16 protein-coding genes are annotated in these 18877 nt (G+C 73.1%); 6 read left to right on the forward strand and 10 right to left on the reverse strand.

What is annotated here, in order from left to right; all coding sequences use genetic code 11:
• The 4 genes from ACZ7LK_RS29840 to aroA form a co-directional block, all read right to left on the reverse strand.
• Positions 1–176 (reverse strand): flavodoxin-dependent (E)-4-hydroxy-3-methylbut-2-enyl-diphosphate synthase (locus tag ACZ7LK_RS29840; protein ID WP_471144491.1); only part of this gene is annotated, 176 nt, incomplete at its 3' end.
• Between the two features lie 149 nt (positions 177–325).
• A complete protein-coding gene (locus ACZ7LK_RS29845) occupies positions 326–1627 on the reverse strand; it encodes a M50 family metallopeptidase (protein ID WP_469465293.1) in 1302 nt (433 codons plus the stop codon).
• Positions 1624–2874, reverse strand: coding sequence for a 1-deoxy-D-xylulose-5-phosphate reductoisomerase (gene dxr, locus ACZ7LK_RS29850; protein ID WP_392277848.1), 1251 nt, complete (start codon positions 2872–2874; stop codon positions 1624–1626). The genes ACZ7LK_RS29845 and dxr overlap by 4 nt, the downstream gene beginning before the upstream one ends.
• Positions 2871–4151: a 3-phosphoshikimate 1-carboxyvinyltransferase gene (gene aroA, locus ACZ7LK_RS29855; protein ID WP_471144416.1), complete on the reverse strand. Its 1281-nt coding sequence runs from the start codon at positions 4149–4151 to the stop codon at positions 2871–2873. The genes dxr and aroA overlap by 4 nt, the downstream gene beginning before the upstream one ends.
• Positions 4152–4446: 295 nt before the next feature.
• Here aroA and ACZ7LK_RS29860 point away from each other — a divergent pair, with 295 nt between their 5' ends.
• The 4 genes from ACZ7LK_RS29860 (at position 4447) to ACZ7LK_RS29875 (ending at position 8149) form a co-directional block, all read left to right on the forward strand.
• Positions 4447–5343: an alpha/beta hydrolase gene (locus tag ACZ7LK_RS29860; protein WP_392277846.1), complete on the forward strand. Its 897-nt coding sequence runs from the start codon at positions 4447–4449 to the stop codon at positions 5341–5343.
• A 14-nt stretch (positions 5344–5357) separates the two neighbouring features.
• Positions 5358–6641, forward strand: coding sequence for a serine hydrolase domain-containing protein (locus tag ACZ7LK_RS29865; protein ID WP_469465296.1), 1284 nt, complete (start codon positions 5358–5360; stop codon positions 6639–6641).
• A gap of 169 nt (positions 6642–6810) precedes the next feature.
• Positions 6811–7509: an IclR family transcriptional regulator gene (locus ACZ7LK_RS29870; RefSeq protein ID WP_392277844.1), complete on the forward strand. Its 699-nt coding sequence runs from the start codon at positions 6811–6813 to the stop codon at positions 7507–7509.
• 175 nt (positions 7510–7684) lie between these two features.
• A complete protein-coding gene (locus ACZ7LK_RS29875) occupies positions 7685–8149 on the forward strand; it encodes a hypothetical protein (protein ID WP_469465297.1) in 465 nt (154 codons plus the stop codon).
• A gap of 84 nt (positions 8150–8233) precedes the next feature.
• On the opposite strand, the gene ACZ7LK_RS29880 is transcribed toward ACZ7LK_RS29875, so the two are convergent.
• Positions 8234–10171: an acyl-CoA dehydrogenase family protein gene (locus tag ACZ7LK_RS29880; protein WP_392277108.1), complete on the reverse strand. Its 1938-nt coding sequence runs from the start codon at positions 10169–10171 to the stop codon at positions 8234–8236.
• Between the two features lie 518 nt (positions 10172–10689).
• On the opposite strand from ACZ7LK_RS29880, the gene ACZ7LK_RS29885 reads away from it, so the two are divergent.
• Together ACZ7LK_RS29885 and ACZ7LK_RS29890 are read left to right on the forward strand one after the other, a co-directional pair.
• Positions 10690–11151, forward strand: coding sequence for an AbfB domain-containing protein (locus ACZ7LK_RS29885; protein ID WP_392277107.1), 462 nt, complete (start codon positions 10690–10692; stop codon positions 11149–11151).
• Between the two features lie 70 nt (positions 11152–11221).
• Positions 11222–11584 carry a hypothetical protein gene (locus ACZ7LK_RS29890; RefSeq protein ID WP_469465047.1) on the forward strand — a complete coding sequence of 121 codons (363 nt, stop codon included), beginning with the start codon at positions 11222–11224 and terminating at the stop codon, positions 11582–11584.
• A 114-nt stretch (positions 11585–11698) separates the two neighbouring features.
• Here ACZ7LK_RS29890 and ACZ7LK_RS29895 read toward each other — a convergent pair whose 3' ends face one another.
• The 5 genes from ACZ7LK_RS29895 to ACZ7LK_RS29915 form a co-directional block, all read right to left on the reverse strand.
• On the reverse strand, positions 11699–13141 hold the full coding sequence (locus ACZ7LK_RS29895; protein ID WP_471144419.1) for an aldehyde dehydrogenase family protein: 1443 nt from the start codon (positions 13139–13141) through the stop codon (positions 11699–11701).
• 109 nt (positions 13142–13250) lie between these two features.
• A complete protein-coding gene (locus tag ACZ7LK_RS29900) occupies positions 13251–14261 on the reverse strand; it encodes an EamA family transporter (protein WP_471144421.1) in 1011 nt (336 codons plus the stop codon).
• 201 nt (positions 14262–14462) lie between these two features.
• On the reverse strand, positions 14463–14918 hold the full coding sequence (locus ACZ7LK_RS29905) for a GNAT family N-acetyltransferase (RefSeq protein WP_471144423.1): 456 nt from the start codon (positions 14916–14918) through the stop codon (positions 14463–14465).
• An 89-nt stretch (positions 14919–15007) separates the two neighbouring features.
• Complete coding sequence (locus ACZ7LK_RS29910) at positions 15008–16570, reverse strand: PucR family transcriptional regulator (RefSeq protein ID WP_392277102.1); 1563 nt, start codon at positions 16568–16570, stop codon at positions 15008–15010.
• 140 nt (positions 16571–16710) lie between these two features.
• Positions 16711–18753 (reverse strand): ATP-binding protein, encoded by a 2043-nt coding sequence (locus ACZ7LK_RS29915; RefSeq protein WP_392277101.1) that lies wholly within the window; start codon positions 18751–18753, stop codon positions 16711–16713.
• Positions 18754–18877 lie beyond the last annotated feature (124 nt).

Consider the following 18877-nt stretch of genomic DNA (forward strand, 5'->3'; position numbering starts at 1 on the left):
TCGGCGATCTGCTGAAGCGTGGCACCGATGTCCGAGGTCCGCGTCGTCGTCATCGACTGCACCGACACCGGCGCGTCACCACCGACGGCCACCGACCCGACCTGGATCCTGCGACTGACACGGCGGTCGGCCAACTTGGTCGGAACGGACGGGATACCGAGAGAAATCGCGGTCATCTGCTGTGCAACCCCAAGGTGTGGATCGAGGTCCCGAGATCGGCGGGCTCCGGCTTCGAGATTACAGCCCTCCCATGACACGGCCGGACACCACGGGGTGTCCGGCCGTCGTCGTTCACGCGTCCGCCTGTGGCGTGTCTACGAAATGACTAGGAGATCTTCACCGGGTTGACGATGTCCGCCACCAGGACGAGCAGCGTGAAGCAGATGAAGATCCCCGCCACCACGTAGGCGACCGGCATCAGCTTGGCCACGTCGAACGGTCCGGGGTCGGGCCGCCGGAAGACCTTCGCCACGTTCCGTCGCAGGGACTCCCAGAGCGCGCCGGCGATGTGCCCGCCGTCCAGCGGGAGCAGCGGCAGCATGTTGAAGAGGAACAGCGACAGGTTGAACCCGGCGAGCAGCGTGAGGAAGGTCGCGATGATGTTCTGGGTGGGGACGTCCAGGTTCATCACCTCGCCGCTGATCCGCGCGGCACCGACCACGCCCACCGGGGAGTCCGCCTTGCGCTCGCCGTCACCGAAGGCCGCGTTCCAGAGGTCGGGGATCTTGGACGGCAGGGCGACGATGGACTCGACACCGTTCTCGATCATGTCGCCCATGCGGTCCACGGACTGGCCGAAGCTGAGCGGCATGATCTCGGTCTTCGCCGCGAACCCGAGGTAGCCGGCCGGCACGTACTGGCCCTCGACGACCTCGCCGTCCTCGTCCTTCCGGACCACCTCGTTCTTGATCAGCGTGGGGCGCAGGGTGAGCTCCTCGCCGTCGCGGACGACGGTGAGGTCGGCGGGGCCGATGGTGTCGCGGATGCGCTGGGAGAGCGTGCCCCAGTCGTCGACCGGCTTCCCGTCGAAGGCGACGATCCGGTCGCCCTTCCGGAGCCCGGCGGCGTGCGCGGGCGACACCGGGTCGCCCTTGCGGCAGGTGTCGCGCTTCTGGCTCTGCTCGATGACGCACTTCTGCACACCGGCGACCTCGGTCGTCTGGGTCGCGTAGCCGAAGGTCATCGAGACGCCGAGGAAGATCGCGACGGCCAGGACCAGGTTCATGAAGGGTCCGGCGAACATCACGATGACGCGCTTCCACGGCGCGCGCGTGTAGAACAGCCGGGTCTCGTCGCCGGGCTGGAGCTCCTCGTACGCCGCCGAGCGGGCGTCCTCGATCATGCCGCGGAACGGGGACGTGGACCGGGCCTCTATGCGGCCGTCGTCACCGGGCGGGAACATCCCGATCATGCGGATGTAGCCGCCGGCCGGGATGGCCTTGATGCCGTACTCCGTCTCGCCCTTCCGCCGCGACCAGACGGTGGGGCCGAAGCCCACCATGTACTGGGGCACGCGGATGCCGAAGAGCTTGGCCGTGGAGAGGTGGCCGAGCTCGTGCCAGGCGATGGAGAAGAGCAGCCCGACCGCGAACAGCGCGATGCCGAGGACCGTCAACAGAATCGTCATGCGCGAGCCTCCGCGGTCGCCTTCGCCGTCAGTTCCCGGGCCCGGGCCCGGGCCCAGGTCTCCGCCTCCAGGACGTCCGGCACGGTCAGGGACGTTCCACCGGCCGGGGCGCCGTGCTCGGCGACCACCGCGGTGACCGTGTCCATGATGCCGTTGAACGGCAGCCGTCCGTCGAGGAACGCCTCCACGCACTCCTCGTTGGCCGCGTTGAACACCGCCGGGGCGGTGCCGCCCAGCTCGCCCACGCGCCGGGCGAGCCCGACGGACGGGAAGGCCTCGGTGTCGAGCGGGAAGAACTCCCAGGTGGAGGCCTTGGACCAGTCGAAGGCGGGCGCGGCGTCGGGGACGCGCTCGGGCCAGCCGATGCCGATGGCGATGGGGCCGCGCATGTCGGGCGGCGTGGCCTGCGCAAGGGTGGACCCGTCGGTGAACTCGACCATCGAGTGGACATACGACTGCGGGTGCACCACCACCTCAATCCGCTCGAAGGGAATGTCGTAGAGCAGGTGCGCCTCGATGACCTCCAGGCCCTTGTTCACGAGCGTGGCGCTGTTCACCGTGATCACCGGGCCCATGGCCCAGGTGGGGTGCGCCAGGGCGTCCTCGCGGGTGACGTGCTCCAGCTCCGCCCTCGTACGGCCGCGGAAGGGGCCGCCGGAGGCCGTGACGACCAGCTTGCGGACGTCGGCGCGGGTGCCGGCGGCGAGCGCCTGGAAGAGCGCGGCGTGCTCGGAGTCGACCGGGATGATCTGGCCCGGCTTGGCGAGGGCCTTCACCAGCGGGCCGCCGACGATCAGCGACTCCTTGTTGGCGAGGGCCAGGGTGCGGCCCGCCTCCAGGGCGGCGAGGGTCGGCGCGAGGCCGATGGAGCCGGTGATGCCGTTGAGCACCGTGTGGCAGTCGGAGGCCGCCACCTGGGTGGCCGCGTCCGGTCCGGCGAGGACCTCGGGCAGCGGCTCGGAGCCGTACCGGGCCTCCAGCGCCTCGCGCAGCTCGGGCACCGCGTCCTCGCGCGCCACGGCCACCGTGCGCACCCGCAGCCGGTGCGCCTGCTCGGCGAGGAGCCCGGCCCGGCCGCCGGCGGCGGACAGGGCGGTGACGCGGAAGCGGTCGGGGTTGCGCAGCACCAGGTCGATGGCCTGGGTACCGATGGACCCGGTGGAACCGAGGACGACGACGTCCCGGCGGCCTCCGGCCGGGTCGAAGGCGATGTGCGGGTCTGCGAGGGGGGCTGGGCTGTCGCTCATGCCCCCCATTCTTGCCGCATCCCCGCCGCGCCCGGACCCGGCATCCCCCAAGGCGCGGAGGTGAACTCCTTCCAGCGGGTGTGGAAGTCCGGGAAGGTCTTGCGTACGCAGCCGGGGTCGTCGAAGAAAACGCCGGGTGTGCGCAGCCCCGTGACGGCGAAGGACATCACGATGCGGTGGTCGCCGTGCGTGGTGATCTCGGCGGGGCGCGGCGTGCCGGGCAGGATCTCGATCCAGTCCGGGCCGGTGGTGACGGTGATGCCCATGCGCCGGAGGTTGTCGGCGCACGCCTCCAGCCGGTCGCACTCCTTGACGCGGGTGTTGGCGACGTCCTCGATGCGGACGGGGCCGTCGGCGTACGGGGCGAGGGCGGCGAGGGTCGGCATGGTGTCGGAGATGTCCCGCATGGTGACGGTGAGCCCGCCGAGGCGGCCGGTGCCGCGCACGGTGGTGCCGTCGGGGGTGACCGACACGTCGGCGCCCATCCGCCGCAGGACGTCCACGAAGCCCAGGTCGCCCTGGAGGGCGCCGGTGCCGAGGCCGGGGACGGTGACCTCGCGGCCGGTGAGGGCGGCGGCGGCGAAGAAGTAGCTCGCGGTGGAGGCGTCGGGCTCGACGGCGTACGTGGTGGCCCGGTAGCCGGTGGGCGGGACGGTGAAGACGTCGCCCTCGCGGGTGGGCCGGGCGCCGAAGGAGCGCATCATCGCCAGGGTGATCCCGACGTACGGCTCCGAGACCAGGTCCGTGACGGTGATCGTCAGGCCCTCGGCGGTGAGCGGGCCGAGCATCAGCAGGGCGGTGAGGTACTGGGACGACTGCCCCGCGTCCAGGGTGAGGGCGCCGCCCTTGATCCCGGACGCGGCGATCCGCAGCGGGTGGTGGCCCTCGGCCCGCTCGTGGCGCAGGTCCACGCCCAGGGTGCGCAGCGCGCTCGTCAGCGGGCCGAGCGGGCGGCGGCGCATCTGCGCGGAGGCGTCGAACCGGAAGTCGCCGTGCCCGGCGGCGGCGAGCGCCGGGAGGAACCGGGCGGTGGTGGCGCCGTCGCGGCAGTACACGTCCGCGGTGCCGGCGGCCGGCCCGGCCGGGCGGCCCCGCACCTGCCAGGCCCCGGGCTCGCGCCGGACGTCGTACCCGAGCGCGAGGAGGCCCTCGGCGAACCCCTCGGTGTCGTCGGAGACGAGCGGCCGGACGAGCGTGGTGGTGCCCTCGGCCGCGGCGGCCAGGAACAGGGCGCGTGCGGTGACGGACTTGGAGCCGGGGATGTCGATGACGGTCACGCCCCCATCCTGCCGCCCGCCCCGCCCCCTCCGCCGCCCGTCTCACCTGCTGGTCGGCCCGGGTGGGGGGCGGGTGCGGGAGGCCGGCCGGCGGGTGCTCGGCGTGGGGGACGTGGCCCATGACAAGGGGCCGAAGTGGCCCGGGGGGAGGGGCACTTCGACGACCACGACGTCGACGGCCCCGTGTGGCGGGCCGCGCCGGAGCGCGGAGGCGCGCCGTCCGGCGCGTGACCGGGGCGGAACGCGCGACGGACGGCGGATGACCCGGCCGGGGGCGGCCGTGAGGATGGCTCGCATGGATCCCGAACTCGAAGCGTTCCTCCCGTTCCTCCCCGACCTCGACCTCGACGACCCGGTCACCGCGCGCAAGCACTTCGCCGAGCGTGCCGCCGCGGCGCCGCCACCGGACACCTCGGCCATGGAGGTCGTGGACCGTACCGTTCCCGCCGATCCGGACGTGCCGGTGCGCGTCTACCGCCCGCACGGGGCCCAGGGCGCCATCGTCTGGCTGCACGGCGGCGGGGGCGTCTTCGGCGACCTGGACACCGAGCACCCGTGGGCCGCCCGGATCGCGGCCCTCTCCGGGGCGGTGGTGGTCTCGGTGGGCTACCGCCTGGCGCCCGAGCACCCCTTCCCGGCCGCCTTCGACGACGCGTACGCCGCACTGCTCTGGACGGCCGCGCACAGCGAGGAGCTCGGCGTCGACCCCGAGCGGATCGCGGTCGGCGGGCACAGCGCCGGTGGCGGCATCGCCGCGGGCGTGGCCCTGCGGGCGCGGGACGAGCAGGGGCCGCCGATCCGCTTCCAGCTCCTCAACCAGCCGGGGCTCGACGACCGGCAGGAGACGTGGTCGGCGCGCACCTTCACCGACACGCCCTGGATGACCCGGGCCAAGGTCGGCGCCTCGTGGCGGCACTACCTGGGCTCCGCGCCCGCGACCCCGTACGCCGCCCCCGCGCGGGCCGCCGACCTCTCCGGGCTGCCGCCCGCCCACATCACGACCGCCGAACTCTGCCCGAACCGCGACGAGGACATCACGTACGCGCTGCGCCTGCTCCAGGCGGGCGTGCCGGTCGAACTGCACCAGTGGCCCGGCACCTTCCACGGGTCCCAGGCGATCCTGTCCGCCGATGTGTCCCAGCGGCAGATCGCCGAGATCGGCGCCGCCCTCCGCCGCGCCCTGGCCGCGTGAAAGGACCTGGAGCCATGAGGATACGGATGCTGTGGTGCGCGGGCGTGGCCGCGCTGGGTGTGTGCGCGGGCATGGTGACGGCGGTCCCCGCCTCCGGTGGCACGAGGGGCGCACCGGTCCCGGGCGCGGGCCCCGCCGCGTTCGACACCGCCCGGCTGGAGTCCGCCCTGGAGGAGGTCCACCGCGCGGGGATACCGGGGGTGTTCGCCGAGGTGCGTGACTCCGGCCGGACCTGGCGCGGCGCGGCCGGGGTCGCCGACGTGCGGACCGGCCGTCCCGTCACGCCCGGGATGCGGCAGCGCGTCGGGAGCGTCACCAAGACCTTCGTCGCCGCCGCGGTCATGCAGCAGGTCGAGCGCGGCCGGATACGGCTGGACGGGCCGATCGGCGACTACCTGCCGGAGCTGGTGCCCGGGGAGCGCGGCAGGAGGATCACTGTACGGATGCTGATCAACCACACCAGCGGCATCCCCGACCACATCCCCTACGCCTTCCCGTCCCTCCAGGGGTTCCCGACCTCGCCGGACGCGTCGGCGAAGAGCGTGGACGCCAACCGGTTCCGGGAGTTCAGCCCGGCCGAGCTGATCGAGCTGGGACTCTCGGCGCCTCCCGCCGGCGAGCCGGGAGGCTCCCCGGGGGTGTACTCCAACACCAATTACGAGCTCCTCGGGCAGCTCCTGGAACGGGTGACCGGCACCCCGGCGCGGGAGTACATCACCCGGAACGTCATCGAGCGGGCCGGGCTGCGGCACACCGGGTTCCCCGACGGCCCGCGCATCGAGGGACCGCACCCGCGGATGTACGAGGGGCTGTACGGCCTGATCGACCCGCCGCGTGACTACAGCGTCTACAACATGTCCTGGGTGATGATGGGCGCCGGTCTGGTGTCGACCATGGAGGACCTCAACCGCTTCTACGCCGGGCTGCTCGACGGCCGGATCGTCGGCCGGGCCGCGCTGGCGGAGATGCAGCGCACGGTGCCGGTCATCGCCCTGGACGGCACGAGAGTCGAGTACGGCCTCGGACTGCACAAGGTCACCGTCCCGGGCTGCGGCACCTTCTGGGGGCACGACGGCACGGCCTGGGGAGCGGGGACGGTGTCCCTGACCCGGGCCGACGGCAAGCGCCAGATGTCCGTCGCGGTGAACCTGATGCGGTGGAACCAGCGGGACTCCTCCGGGAGGCCGCTGCCCCACCCGATCGACGACGCGCTGCGGGTGTTCCAGGAGCAGGCGACGTGCGGTGACGGCGCCGGCCCGGGTGACGGCGCCGCCCGGTCCGGAGGCGCCGGGCGGTGACCCTCCGGGCGGGGTCCGGCTCGTGACCCGCCGGCACGGGATGCGGGGCGACACGGCGGAACGGTTTCGCCCGGCGCGCCGGTCCGGGGAACATGGCCGCGGAACACCAAGCGCCGGGGCCGCGGCTGTTCGGGGGACGCGGCCGGGCCACGCCATCCGGGGGGATGTCATGGACGCAGCCGTACACGCGCGGACGAAGAGCCGGGGAAGAGGGGTGCTGGAGGGGGCCTTCGCCCTGCTGGAGGCTTTGCGGCAGCACGGCGAGGAGGCGGGGGTGACCGAGCTGGCGCTCGCGTGCGGCGTGCCCAAGAGCACGGCGCACCGGCTGCTGGAGCAACTGGTGGCCATGGAGGCCGTCGAGCGCCGCGGTCTGCGCTACCGGCTGGGCGCCCAGCTCTACCGGCTCGGCCAGGCCTGGCAGCCGCACCCGGGGCTGCGCGCGGCGGGCCGCCTGCCGCTGCACCGGCTGCGGGCGGCGACCGGCGGCAGCGTCGTCCTGGCCGTGCTGCGCGAGGAGCGGGCCCTGACGGTGTGTTCGGTGCCGGGCCGCGTGGAGCCGCTCGTACCGGTGCGGGACGGCGACGCGTTCGCGCTGGACACCGCGCTGGGCAGGGCGCTGCGCGGCCCGGTGCGCGGGGGCGCGGTGCTGGACCGGGAGGAGGTGGTGGCGGGGGTGTGTTGCGCCGCCCTGCCGGTGCGGTCCCCGGCGGGGACCGTGGTGGGGGCGGTGGCCGCGATGGTGGAGGCGGGTCAGCGGCTGGACGTGGTGGCGGGCCGGGTCGCCGAGACGGCCGCCGGCATCACCCGCGCGCTCACCGGTGCCGGGGGCGGGAACGGGGCCGGGAACGGGGCGCGGGCGGTCCCGTGACGGGCCCGTGGGGCGACGGCCGGGCGGTCCCGGCGCGGGACTGCCCGGGCGTGTTCCGCTCAGTGGAACGCGCGTGGATCGGGGCCGGGCGGGCGGGCATGGTGGTTCGCGTGCCGGGGGACGGCACGGCCCCGCAGGGACGTACGCGGGGCGACACACCCAAGGGGGAACCGACATGATGCGTGGAATCGCTCGAGTGGCCACGGCCGCCCTGCTCTCGCTCACCGGCGTCGCCGGGTTCGCCGGCGCGGCCCAGGCCGAGCCGATCGACTACGTCCGTATCGAGCTGCTGGAGCTGACCTGCCACCAGCAGAGCGAGGGCGATCACGACGAGGCCTACCTGAAGGTCACCGACGCCAACGGCAACGCCGTGAAGGTGTGGCCCGGAAGCCTCAAGTACCAGACGATGGGCCCGGGTTACGTGCGGTCGATGACGGACGGGAACGGCAACGCGGCCCTCGTCCTCGGCAAGCAGCAGGCCCGCACCATGACGCTGTGGGACTACGACACCACGAGCCCCGACGACAAGCTGGGGTCGACGCTCGCCACCGGCAGCGAGGCGGGCGCGGAGGTCCAGTACCGCTCGCTCGAGGGGTCCGGCGGCGTCTACACCATCGCGTACCGGGTCATCGACATCTGACGGTCTCCGGCGCCCCCGCGCCGGCGGCCGCCACGGGTGCGGCGTGCGGTCCCCCGCCGGGGACCGCACGCCGCACCCGCGCGCTCACCTGATGGGGCGGTGGACGTTCTCCCGGGTGGAGGGGCCGGGGGTGGCGTCGGCGATCCAGGCCCCGTCGCCGCTGGGGTCCAGGACGCCTTCCTCCAGCCAGCCGTACGTGCCCGACAGGACGCCCTTGACGACCTTGCGGTCGAGGTCGTCGGTGTTGTTCCACAGGCGGCCGAACAGCTCCTCGACGCGGATGCGGGACTGCCGGCAGAAGGCGTCCGCGAGCTGGTAGGCCTCCCGGCCGTGGGCCTCGGTGGTGCGCAGCAGTTCGGCGCGTACACAGACGGCGCTCATGGCGAACAGCTCGGCGCCGATGTCGACGATCCGGCCGAGGAAGCCCTGCTTGGTCTCCATGCGGCCCTGCCAGCGGGACATGGCGTAGAAGGTGGAGCGGGCCAGTTTGCGGGAGGTGCGCTCGACGTAGCGGAGGTGGGTGGACAGGTCGGCGTGGCCGGCGGGGTGGAAGTCCCCGTACGCCCCCGGGAGCTGGCCCGGGCCGGTGACGAGTTTGGGCAGCCAGCGGGCGTAGAACACGCCGGCCTGGGCGCCCGCCCTGGCCTTGTCGCCCAGCGTCTTGTCGGGGTCGATGATGTCGCCCGCCACGGCGAGGTGGGCGTCCACGGCCTCGCGGGCGATCAGCAGGTGCATGATCTCGGTGGAGCCCTCGAAGATGCGGTTGATCCGGAGGTCGCGCAGCATCTGCTCGGCGGGGACGGCCCGTTCGCCCCGGGCGGCGAGGGACTCGGCGGTCTCGTAGCCGCGGCCGCCGCGGATCTGGACGAGCTCGTCGGCGATGAGCCAGGCCATCTCGGAGCCGTAGAGCTTGGCGAGGGCGGCTTCGATGCGGATGTCGTTGCGGTCCTCGTCGGCCATCTGGCTGGAGAGGTCGACGACGGCTTCGAGGGCGAAGGTGGTGGCGGCGATGAAGGAGATCTTGGCGCCGACCGCCTCGTGGGCGGCGACCGGCTTGCCCCACTGCTCGCGTACGGAGGACCACTCGCGGGCGATCTTCAGGCACCATTTGCCGGCGCCCACGCACATGGCGGGCAGGGAGAGCCGGCCGGTGTTGAGGGTGGTGAGCGCGATCTTCAGTCCGGCGCCCTCGGGGCCGATGCGGTTCGCGGCGGGGACCCGGACGCGGTGGAAGCGGGTGACACCGTTCTCCAGGCCGCGCAGCCCCATGAAGGCGTTGCGGTTCTCGACGGTGACGCCCTCGGAGCCGGCCTCGACGATGAAGGCGGTGATGCCGCCCTTGTGCCCCTCGGACCTCGGTACGCGGGCCATGACGACCATCAGGTCGGCGACCACGCCGTTGGTGGTCCACAGCTTCACGCCGTCGATGACGTAGTCGTCGCCGTCGGGTACGGCGGTGGTGGCCAGGCGGGCGGGGTCGGAGCCCACGTCGGGCTCGGTGAGCAGGAAGGCGGAGATGTCGGTACGGGCGAGGCGCGGGAGGTAGGTCTCCTTCTGCTCGGGGGTGCCGAACTGTTTGAGCGGCTGCGGTAGGCCGATCGACTGATGGGCGGAGAGCAGGGCGCCGACGGCGGGGCTGACCGAGCCGACCAGGGCCAGGGCCTTGTTGTAGTACACCTGGGTGAGGCCGAGGCCGCCGTACTTGGTGTCGATCTTCATGCCGAGGGCGCCGATTTCCTTGAGGCCGTCGATGACGGCGTCGGGGATGCGGGCCTCGCGCTCGATCAGGGCGCCGTCGATCTTCGTCTCGCAGAAGTCCCGCAGCTTGGCGAGGAATTCCTCGCCCCGCTGGGCCTGCTCGGTGGCGGGCAGCGGATGCGGGTGGATCAGGTCGAGCCGGAAGCGGCCCAGGAACAGCTCCTTGGCGAAGCTGGGCTTGCGCCAGTCCTGTTCACGGGCGGCCTCGGCGACCTGGCGGGCCTCGCGCTCGGAGACTTTGGGCTGGTGGTGGGGGCCGGACATGTGGGCTCACCTCGCCGCGTTCGGGGGCGGCCGGCCGGTGGGTCCTACCGACCGGTGCTACCCGACCGTATTACCCGATTACGGCGGGTACGAAAAGGCGGCCGGAGCTTCCCGTCACGCGTCGCCGGTCCCGCGAGGCAAGGGGCCGGCGGGTCCCGTCCTTGTCGCCCGGGACAGCCCTCGCCCGGCACGAGGACGGGACGGGGAGTGCACGGCAACCGATCCTGGACTCTGATTTCCGCGCCCCCGAAACCCGGTCAGGTGAAATTGAAATGACAGAAGTCACGGCATTCAACTTACTCGCACCTCCACAATTGAATTGACAACCGATTCGCGACACTGGCGTCAACTCACCTGGCGGCGCATGCTGGAGGTATCACTCTCGCCCATATGGGTGCCGCAGAGCGGCGGCCCGATTCCACACCCGCACCCGCCCATGAAGATGGCGCGACGGACACCCACGGTCACGCACCTCGGAACACGGCACCCAGCGGGCACCTCACGGAGCGAGGGACATCATGTCGCCCAAACTTTCCCTGTTCTCGAACAATTTCCCGGATTTCTTCATCATCGACCGTTCGGGCCTTGCGGATATCGCCGAGATCGAAACCGATGATGACCGCAACAACGCCACGTTCGAGTGGACCGGCCCACACCTGCGCTTTGGCGAGACCGGGCAGATACGACGAGCATCTCTTCCACTGGGCTTTTGTCTGCGCATCGCCACGTTCGACGAATTCCGCATACACAGCAAGTTCTTCGAGGGCATCACCAATCCCGAGGTCGCAGCCGAGGTCCGAGAGGACTCGACCTACGAACTCGTCAGAGCGGAGATCGACCCGAACCAGGCCTCATTCCGCTCTGTGCGATTCCCTGACCGCTTCATCCGGCACCGGAACTTCCAGCTCTTCGCCGAGCAGGTGAACACACCTGCCGAGCTCCAGTCCGCGTGCTTCAGGATGAACGCACCACTCGCCTGAGGCCGACAGCCCTCACGCCCGAGCAACAAGGCCGGTCCGAGCTTCCCGCAGAAACAACCAATAGAATCATATGAGCCATCCGGAGGATTCCATGTCGCAACTCGCCAAGCTGCTTGAGTTGACCGCAGCCACGTCCCAGGACCGCGACGGGGAGGATGAGATCGTCATGAGCAGGGTGGGCGGCGTCCAATTCTTCCCCACCAGCGGCACGGTATCCATGCGCCAGGGAAGCACGACGACGCTGGACATCTTCGTGCCCATATTCGGGGGCGATGTGCAGCTCGCGCTGCACGAAGTGGATCGAGGCTCCGGCATGCCGGCAAGCCTTGTCGGGTCGGTTTCCCTCAAGCCCGAGGAAGCCGGTCGAGGAAGAATACGGAAGCAATTCGCGGGCGCCGGGGCCCTGTACGAGTTGACGTATGTAGTCAATTGAGACCGGCCGGTCGGCGTCGGTGTTGCGCGGGCCGGGCGAACAACGAAGAAGGCGGCCCGAACCCCCGCACAGTGGGTTCGGGCCGCCGGTCTGGGCCGTACGAGTGACGTGCCGTTACAGGGCCAGGCCCGTGAGGACCAGCACGCGCTCGTAGGTGTAGTCGTCCATCGCGTACCGCACGCCCTCGCGGCCGACGCCGGACTGCTTGGCGCCGCCGTACGGCATCTGGTCGGCACGGTAGGACGGGACGTCGCCGATGATCACGCCGCCGACCTCCAGGGCGCGGTGGGCGCGGAAGGCGGTCTGGAGGTCGTGGGTGAAGACGCCCGCCTGGAGGCCGAACTTGGAGTCGTTGACCGCGGCGAACGCCTCGGCCTCGCCGTCGACCTTGTGCAGGGTGAGGACCGGGCCGAAGACCTCCTCGCAGGCGAGGGTGGTGCCGGCGGGCAGGTTCTCCAGCACGGTGGGGGCGTAGGTGGCGCCGTCGCGCTTGCCGCCGGTGAGCAGCTTGGCGCCGGCCTCGACGGCCTCGTCGACCCAGGCCTCGACGCGCTTGGCGGCGTCCTCGCTGACCAGGGGGCCGACGTCGGTGGAGTCGTCGGACGGGTCGCCGGTGCCCTGGGCCTCGACGGCGGCGGTGACCTTGGCGACCAGCCGGTCGTACACGGAGGCGTCGGCGATCACGCGCTGCACGGAGATGCAGGACTGGCCGCCCTGGTAGTTGGAGAAGGTGGCGATGCGGGTCGCCGCCCAGTCCAGGTCCTCCTCGGAGGACCAGTCGCCGAGGACGACGGCGGCGGCGTTGCCGCCCAGCTCCAGGGTGCAGTGCTTGTGCGGCACGGACTCCTGGATGGCGTAGCCGACGGTGTCGGAGCCGGTGAAGGAGATGACCGGCAGGCGCTCGTCCTTGACCAGGGCGGGCATGCGGTCGTTGGTCACCGGCAGGATCGACCAGGAACCGGCCGGCAGGTCGGTCTCGGCCAGCAGCTCACCGAGGATCAGGCCGGAGAGCGGGGTGGCCGGGGCGGGCTTGAGGATGATGGGGGCGCCGACGGCGATGGCCGGGGCGACCTTGTGGGCGCACAGGTTCAGCGGGAAGTTGAAGGGCGCGATGCCGAGGACGACGCCCTTGGGGAAGCGGCGGGTCAGGCCGAGGCGGCCGGTGCCGCCGGCGTCGGTGTCCAGGCGCTGGGCGTCGCCGCCGTTGAAGCGGCGGGCCTCCTCGGCGGCGAACCGGAAGACGGAGACGGCGCGGCCGACCTCGCCGCGGGCCCACTTGATGGGCTTGCCGTTCTCGGCGGAGATCAGCCGGGCGATCTCCTCGGTGCGCTCGGCGAGCCGCTTCGACACGTGGTCGAGGGCGGCGGCGCGGACGTGGGCCGGGGTGGCGGCGAACTCGTCGACGACCGCGTGGGCGGCGGCCACGGCCTCTTCGACCTGGGCCTCGGTGGGCACGCTCACCTGACCGACGGTGCGGCCGTCCCACGGGGAGGTGACGTCGAAGGTGGTCTCGCCGGTGGCCTGGCGGCCGGCGAGCCAGAAGGCGGTGACAGTCATGAGTGGATCCGGCCCTTTCGAAGCTGTGCGGGGTGGGGGATTCCTCTGCTCACACGGTAGGGCCGGTCAGGCGCGCGGTCGCTTGTCCGGGATGGAGTGGTTCCGGGGATCAGTTTCGCCGTTCCGTACTGACGATCAGGCACACCCCCGCCACGACCACGGCGCCGCCGAGGGCGATGGGCCAGGTCACGGCCTCGCCGAGGATCAGGGCACCGAGGGCGACGGCGACAACGGGGTTGACGTAGGCGTAGGTGGCGACGAGGGAGAGCGGGGCGGACTGGAGCAGCCAGGCGTACGCGGTGAAGGCGAGCAGCGAACCGAACAGGACGAGGTAGCCGAAGGCGGTCCAGGAGCGGGCGGAGACGGCGGCCGGGTCCAGGCCGTGGTGCTCCCCGCGGAGGAGGCCGAGGAGCAGGCAGCCCAGGCCGCCGGCGACCATCTCGTAGGCGCTGGCGGTGAAGGGGTTGGCCGGCATCGGTATGCGGGAGGCGGAGAAGGACCCGACGGACCACAGGACGGACGCCACGACCACGGTGAGCACGCCGCCGATCCGCACCTCGCCGCTGAGTCCGGGGAGGGTGAGGACGGCGAGTCCGGCCAGGCCGAGGAGGACGCCGGCGTACGCGCCGGGGCCGGGGCGGTCGCCGGACACGGTGCGCAGCAGGACGACCCAGGCGGGGACGACCGCGACGAGCAGGGCGGCGAGGCCGGAGGGGACGGACGTCTCGGCGAGGACGACGAACCCGTTGCCGCCGAGGAGCAGGAGCAGGCCGACCGTGGCGGCGGACGCCAGCTGCCGGCCGTCCACCCGCAGCACGCCGATGCCCTTGCGCCAGGCCAGCAGCGCGGCGAGGAGGAGACCGGCGACGACGAACCGGGCGCCGGCGGAGAGGAAGGGCGGCATGCTCTCGACGACGACGCGGATGCCGAGGTAGGTGGAGCCCCACACCACGTACACGATCGCCAGCGCGGCCCACACGGCGCCGGTGATGCGGCGGACGGGCGCCTTGGGGCGGCCGTCCTCGGGGGCGCCGGGGGCGGGGGCGGCGGGCCCGTCGAGGGCGGGGCCGGAGGGGCTGGAGGGACTGGCGGGGTTCGGGTCTGCGGCGCGGCTTGTCATGCACCGGAGAGTATGGATCCGCTCGACGGAACGGCAAGGATCCTGCCCGACTTCGGGCAGGATCCCCTGCCGAAGGGGTGGTTTTGCGACAACGTCCGCGCCACGGCCATCGACGGTACGCCCGCGTCGACGGTACGCGCGGGACGCGGCCGGCCACCGTGACGCAGCGCCGGGGGCCGGGCCGATGCAGTCGCGCCGGCCTCAACGGCGAGGCGCCTGCGGGAGGTAGCGGCGGAAGCCCTCGGCCTGGGAGGTGAAACCGCACGCTTCGTAGAAGGTGTGGACGTACTCGTCATCCGCCGCCAGGAGCTGGACCTTGTAGCAGCCGGCCGACTCACCGAGCCGGACGGCGGCCTCCATCAGCCGACGGCCGACACCCCGCCGCTGGAACGAACCGGCCACCACGACGTTCTCCATGAACAGGATGGCCCGGCCGCCGCGCGTGAGGTTCGGGAGGACGATGCAATCCGCCGTTCCGGCCACGGTGCCGCCCGCATCGGCCACCAGGATCGTCCGTCCCTGTTGCCTTGATATGGCTGCCCAGATGGCCTCCGCGGACGCCCGGGGCAAGGGGGCATCGTCCGGGTTCAACTCGCTGTGGAGCGTCAGCACCGCTGACAGGTCCGCCTCAACCGCTGACCGCACAGTGATCTTCACGCACTGAGCCTAGAACCGGCCCAGCCCACTCGTCGCGGCAGTCGCTCGCCCAGCACAAGCGACCGCATGGGCCGGCCTCGCCCCCGGGCTCAGGGGGCGGGGGTGTCGCCGGTGGCCTTGAGGGCCAGCCACAGCTCCATACGGACGTCCGGGTCGTCCAGTGAGCGGCCCAGGATCTCCTCGACGCGGCGCATCCGGTAGCGCAGCGTGTGCCGGTGGACGCCCAGGTCGGCCGCCGCCGCGTCCCACTGTCCGTGGCGGGAGAGCCAGGCGCGCAGGGAGGCGACCAGGTCGCCGCGGCCGGTCGCGTCGTGCTCGTACAGGGCGCGGAGCAGGCCGTCGGCGAAGGCGCGCACGGCGTCGTCCGCGAGCAGCGGCAGGACCGAGCCGGCCGCCAGCTCCTCGTGCTCGACCAGGGCACGGCCGCGCCGGCGGGCCACGGACAGGGCCTGCTCGGCCTGCTTGTACGCGGCGGCGGCCGCGATGGGGCCGGCCGGGGCCGACAGGCCTATCACCACGCCCGCCTCCTCGGCCTCCTTCTCCGCGTACCCCTCGCACGCCCCGGCCACGGCACCCCCGTCCCCGGCCAGCACCACCAGCCGCTCCTCCCCCTCCGGCACGGTCAGGACCGCCTCGCCGGTACGCGCGGCCGCCGCCTCCAGGGTCTCGGCGAGCGCGGGCAGCGGCGCCTCGGCGGCCGGGTCCCGCTCCGCCGTCGCGGCTTCGGCGATCAGCAGCCGGAACGGGGCGTCCAGCAGCCCTCCGTACAGGTCGCCGGCCACCGCCCTGGCGTGGTCGGGCTCACCGGACAGCATCATGCGCAGCACCGCCGCGCCGAGCCGCTGCTCGGCCGCCTGGAGCGAGCGGGACCGCTCGGTGGTGAGCGTCAGCAGCGCAATGGCCGAATGGACGGCGTAACGTTCCGCCGTGCCGAGCGGGGCGCCCGTGCCCACGGCCAGCGCGCCGCGCACCCGCCGCCCGCTGCCGAGCGACTGGAGTTCGACCCGGTCGTCGGTGCCGCCGACCACCGCGCTCGCGGGCGCGGCCCGTTCCCGGAGCCGCTGCACGTCAGGAATGAGCCGTGCCGCCCGGCGCGCCGCCCACTCGGGCGCCGCAGCCAGTACGGCGCCGGAGGCGTCGTAGAGCGCGGCCCAGCCGTCCACGTGGGCGGCCAGCCGGGTCACCACCGCGGCCGGACCCTCGGCGAGGGCGGCCCGGGTCATCTCCCGCTGCGCCTCGAACCCGGCCGTCACGGCCCGGTACTGGTCCGCGGCGACCGCCGCCGAGACCGCCTTGGAGATGGCGAGGAACGGGGTGCGGCGCGGGACCTCCAGCAGCGGCAGGCCCTCCTCGCGGGCGGCGTCCACCAGCGCCTGCGGGGTCTCGTCGTAGTTGACGCCCACCGCGAAGCCGAGCCCGACCACCCCGGCCTCGGAGAGCCGCTTGATGTAGCGGCGCATGGCCTCGGGGTTCTCCGCGTCCAGCTTCATCGCGGTGACCATGAGCAGCTCACCGCCCTCCATGTACGGAACCGGGTCGGCGAGCTCGCTGACGTGCGCCCAGCGCACGGGCGTGTCGAGGCGGTCCTCCCCGGCGCGGACGGTGAGTTTCAGCGCCGAGTGCTGGACGAGCGAGGCGAGCGTGAGCGGCATGGCGATGACCGTCGGTCTTTCGGGAGGGGACGCGCGGAGGGCGCACGGACGAGGTACGGGGGAACTTCGCCGTCCCGTATGAACGACACCCTTCAAGTCTGCCAGGTTGTCATGTCACGTCAGGCCCCCTCGGGGGCGGCTCAGGTCCGCAGGTCGACCAGAAGCGGAGGGACATGTTCCCCCCGTACGCCCGTCAGGGACAGTACGGCATGCCCGGGCGGCACCGCGTGCGCGAGGTCGGAGGCCGACCAGCGCTGCCGCTCGACCTCCCGCACCGTCACCGCCTCGGCCGTGGCCGCCTTGCCGGTGACCAGGCGGCGCAGGAAGTGCAGGGCCTTGGTGAGCGGCTCGTCGGAGATGATCTGCCGGTTGGTCACGTCACGCGTCTGCACCCATTCGGTGCCCCAGGTCTCGGCGAACCGCCCGCCGTCCCAGGGGGCGATCCCGGCGAACGCCATCCTGCACCCCACCGCGCCGAGCAGCGGCCCGCGCAGCGCCTCCGGCACGTCCTCCAGGGTTCGCAGCGCCAGCACGACGCCCGCGTGCGCCGAGCGCAGCCGCTGGACGGCACGCACGGAGTCGGCGGTCACCGTGTACGTGGCGTCGTCCAGGACCAGACAGGCGAAGAGCGACCGGTCCGCCCGGCCCAGCGCGGCCTCGGTGAACTGCGCCAGCAGCAGCCGCGCCACGATCCGGGACGCCTCGGCGTGCCCGCGCTCCGGCAGGTCGACGCGCACCCGCAGCGGGTGCTCCACGGCCCGCAGCGACAACCGGCGCCCCTCCGCGTCGGTGCGGAAGAACCGGGCGAACGCGGGCCGGTCCAGGAACGCGATCCGCTCCGCCAGCAGCACCCCGATGTCGTCGCCCCGCTCGGCCTGCCGCTCCCGGGCGTCCAGCTCGCGGAGCTGCGCCGGGTCGCCGGACACGGCCGCGCGCAGCTCGGCCAGCGCCCCGGGCGCCCCGCCCAGCAGCTCCCGCAGCTCCGGCACGGCGGGGAAGTGGCCGTGCGCCGCGCGGTAGGGGCCGATGAGCTGGGCGACCGCGGTGGCGGCGCGGCGGCTGTCGGGGACGAGGTCGCCCACGAGGGCCTCGGCCAGCATCCGGGCGGCCTCGTCGGGGTCGTCCGCCCCGCCGTAGAGGTCCAGGTCGTGCGTGGAGTCCGGGCGCCCCACGGAGACGATCACGTCGAAGGCCTGGTCGGGGGCGAGGGCCGAGCCGTGCGCGGTCACGGCGACCACGGCGGCGCGATTGGCGAGGGCCTGGAGGCACAGGGACTCCACCACCGGGCGGACCAGCCGGACCGTCTTGCCCGACCCGGCGGGCCCGACCGCCAGCAGCGAGGTGCCGAGCACGGCGGGCTCCAGGGCGACCCCGGTCGTCCGGCGGGCGTACGGGTTGCGCGGGTGGTCGGCCGCGGTGCCGATCCGCACCTGGGCGGTGGCCAGGTCGTGCGCGGCGGTGCGGACCGGCAGGTCCCGGACGCCCGAGGGGTGCGCGCAGGCGGCCGGGCCGTGGGCCCGCACGGCGTCGGTGAAGGCGGCGAGCCGGTCCGGATGGGTCCGCACGCCCTGCCAGGCCCGCCGGATGCGGGCGTAGTCCACGTCCCGCAGGGCACCGGACCGGGTGGCCTCGGCGAGCCGGGCCGCCGCGTCGGTGAGCCCGGCCTCCCGCAGCTCGGGCCAGTCGGCGGGGTCCGCGTCCGGGGGCGGCGGCGGGGGCGGGGCGTCCTTCTTCCCCGCGTACCGGCGCCAGATCTCGGGGACGTGCCCGACGCGGGCGAAGAACACCAGGAGGCCACCGCCGACGAGGGCGTAGTACACATAGCTGGCCGCGGCCCAGGTGTCCGGCTCCGAGCGCCACTCGTCGGGGGTGAACGCCAGCAGCGGCCAGAGCCAGTAGTAGCCCAGGTACCCGTTCCAGAGCAGCGACCACAGCAGCCAGCCGCTGAGCAGCGCGATCAGGGCGCCGGCGAACAGCCGCCGGGCGGGCACCGCCTCCGGCTCCTCCGCCGGGCGCGGGCGGTGCCCGAACCGCCACACGCCGGGCTCGGCCGGGGGCCGGGGCGTGCGCAGCCACTGGGCGGTGCCGCCCCCGGCGGGTGCCGGGGCGTGCCGGGGCGGCGGCGGAACGGGCGGCTTCGCCACGTGGCCCCGCCGTGCCTCGTACGTACCGTCGGTGTCCATCGAACCCCTGCCCCCTGACCAGCCAGGTCCCGCATGTCTGTGCCCCCGTCAATCTAGCCGTCCGGTCCCGGCGGTTCACCGACCTGTGGACAACTCCGGAGCGGCGGGCCGCCGGGGGCGGCTA

Source organism: Streptomyces sp. NPDC039423, assembly GCF_055598725.1.

Coding starts and splice junctions, on each gene's coding strand:
- ACZ7LK_RS29845 (WP_469465293.1), bottom strand. CDS start 1,627: ATGACGATTCTGTTGACGGTCCTCGGCATCGCGCTGTTCGCGGTCGGG.
- dxr (WP_392277848.1), bottom strand. CDS start 2,874: ATGAGCGACAGCCCAGCCCCCCTCGCAGACCCGCACATCGCCTTCGAC.
- ACZ7LK_RS29860 (WP_392277846.1), top strand. CDS start 4,447: ATGGATCCCGAACTCGAAGCGTTCCTCCCGTTCCTCCCCGACCTCGAC.
- ACZ7LK_RS29865 (WP_469465296.1), top strand. CDS start 5,358: ATGAGGATACGGATGCTGTGGTGCGCGGGCGTGGCCGCGCTGGGTGTG.
- ACZ7LK_RS29870 (WP_392277844.1), top strand. CDS start 6,811: ATGGACGCAGCCGTACACGCGCGGACGAAGAGCCGGGGAAGAGGGGTG.
- ACZ7LK_RS29875 (WP_469465297.1), top strand. CDS start 7,685: ATGATGCGTGGAATCGCTCGAGTGGCCACGGCCGCCCTGCTCTCGCTC.
- ACZ7LK_RS29880 (WP_392277108.1), bottom strand. CDS start 10,171: ATGTCCGGCCCCCACCACCAGCCCAAAGTCTCCGAGCGCGAGGCCCGC.
- ACZ7LK_RS29885 (WP_392277107.1), top strand. CDS start 10,690: ATGTCGCCCAAACTTTCCCTGTTCTCGAACAATTTCCCGGATTTCTTC.
- ACZ7LK_RS29890 (WP_469465047.1), top strand. CDS start 11,222: ATGAGCCATCCGGAGGATTCCATGTCGCAACTCGCCAAGCTGCTTGAG.
- ACZ7LK_RS29895 (WP_471144419.1), bottom strand. CDS start 13,141: ATGACTGTCACCGCCTTCTGGCTCGCCGGCCGCCAGGCCACCGGCGAG.
- ACZ7LK_RS29900 (WP_471144421.1), bottom strand. CDS start 14,261: ATGACAAGCCGCGCCGCAGACCCGAACCCCGCCAGTCCCTCCAGCCCC.
- ACZ7LK_RS29910 (WP_392277102.1), bottom strand. CDS start 16,570: ATGCCGCTCACGCTCGCCTCGCTCGTCCAGCACTCGGCGCTGAAACTC.
- ACZ7LK_RS29915 (WP_392277101.1), bottom strand. CDS start 18,753: ATGGACACCGACGGTACGTACGAGGCACGGCGGGGCCACGTGGCGAAG.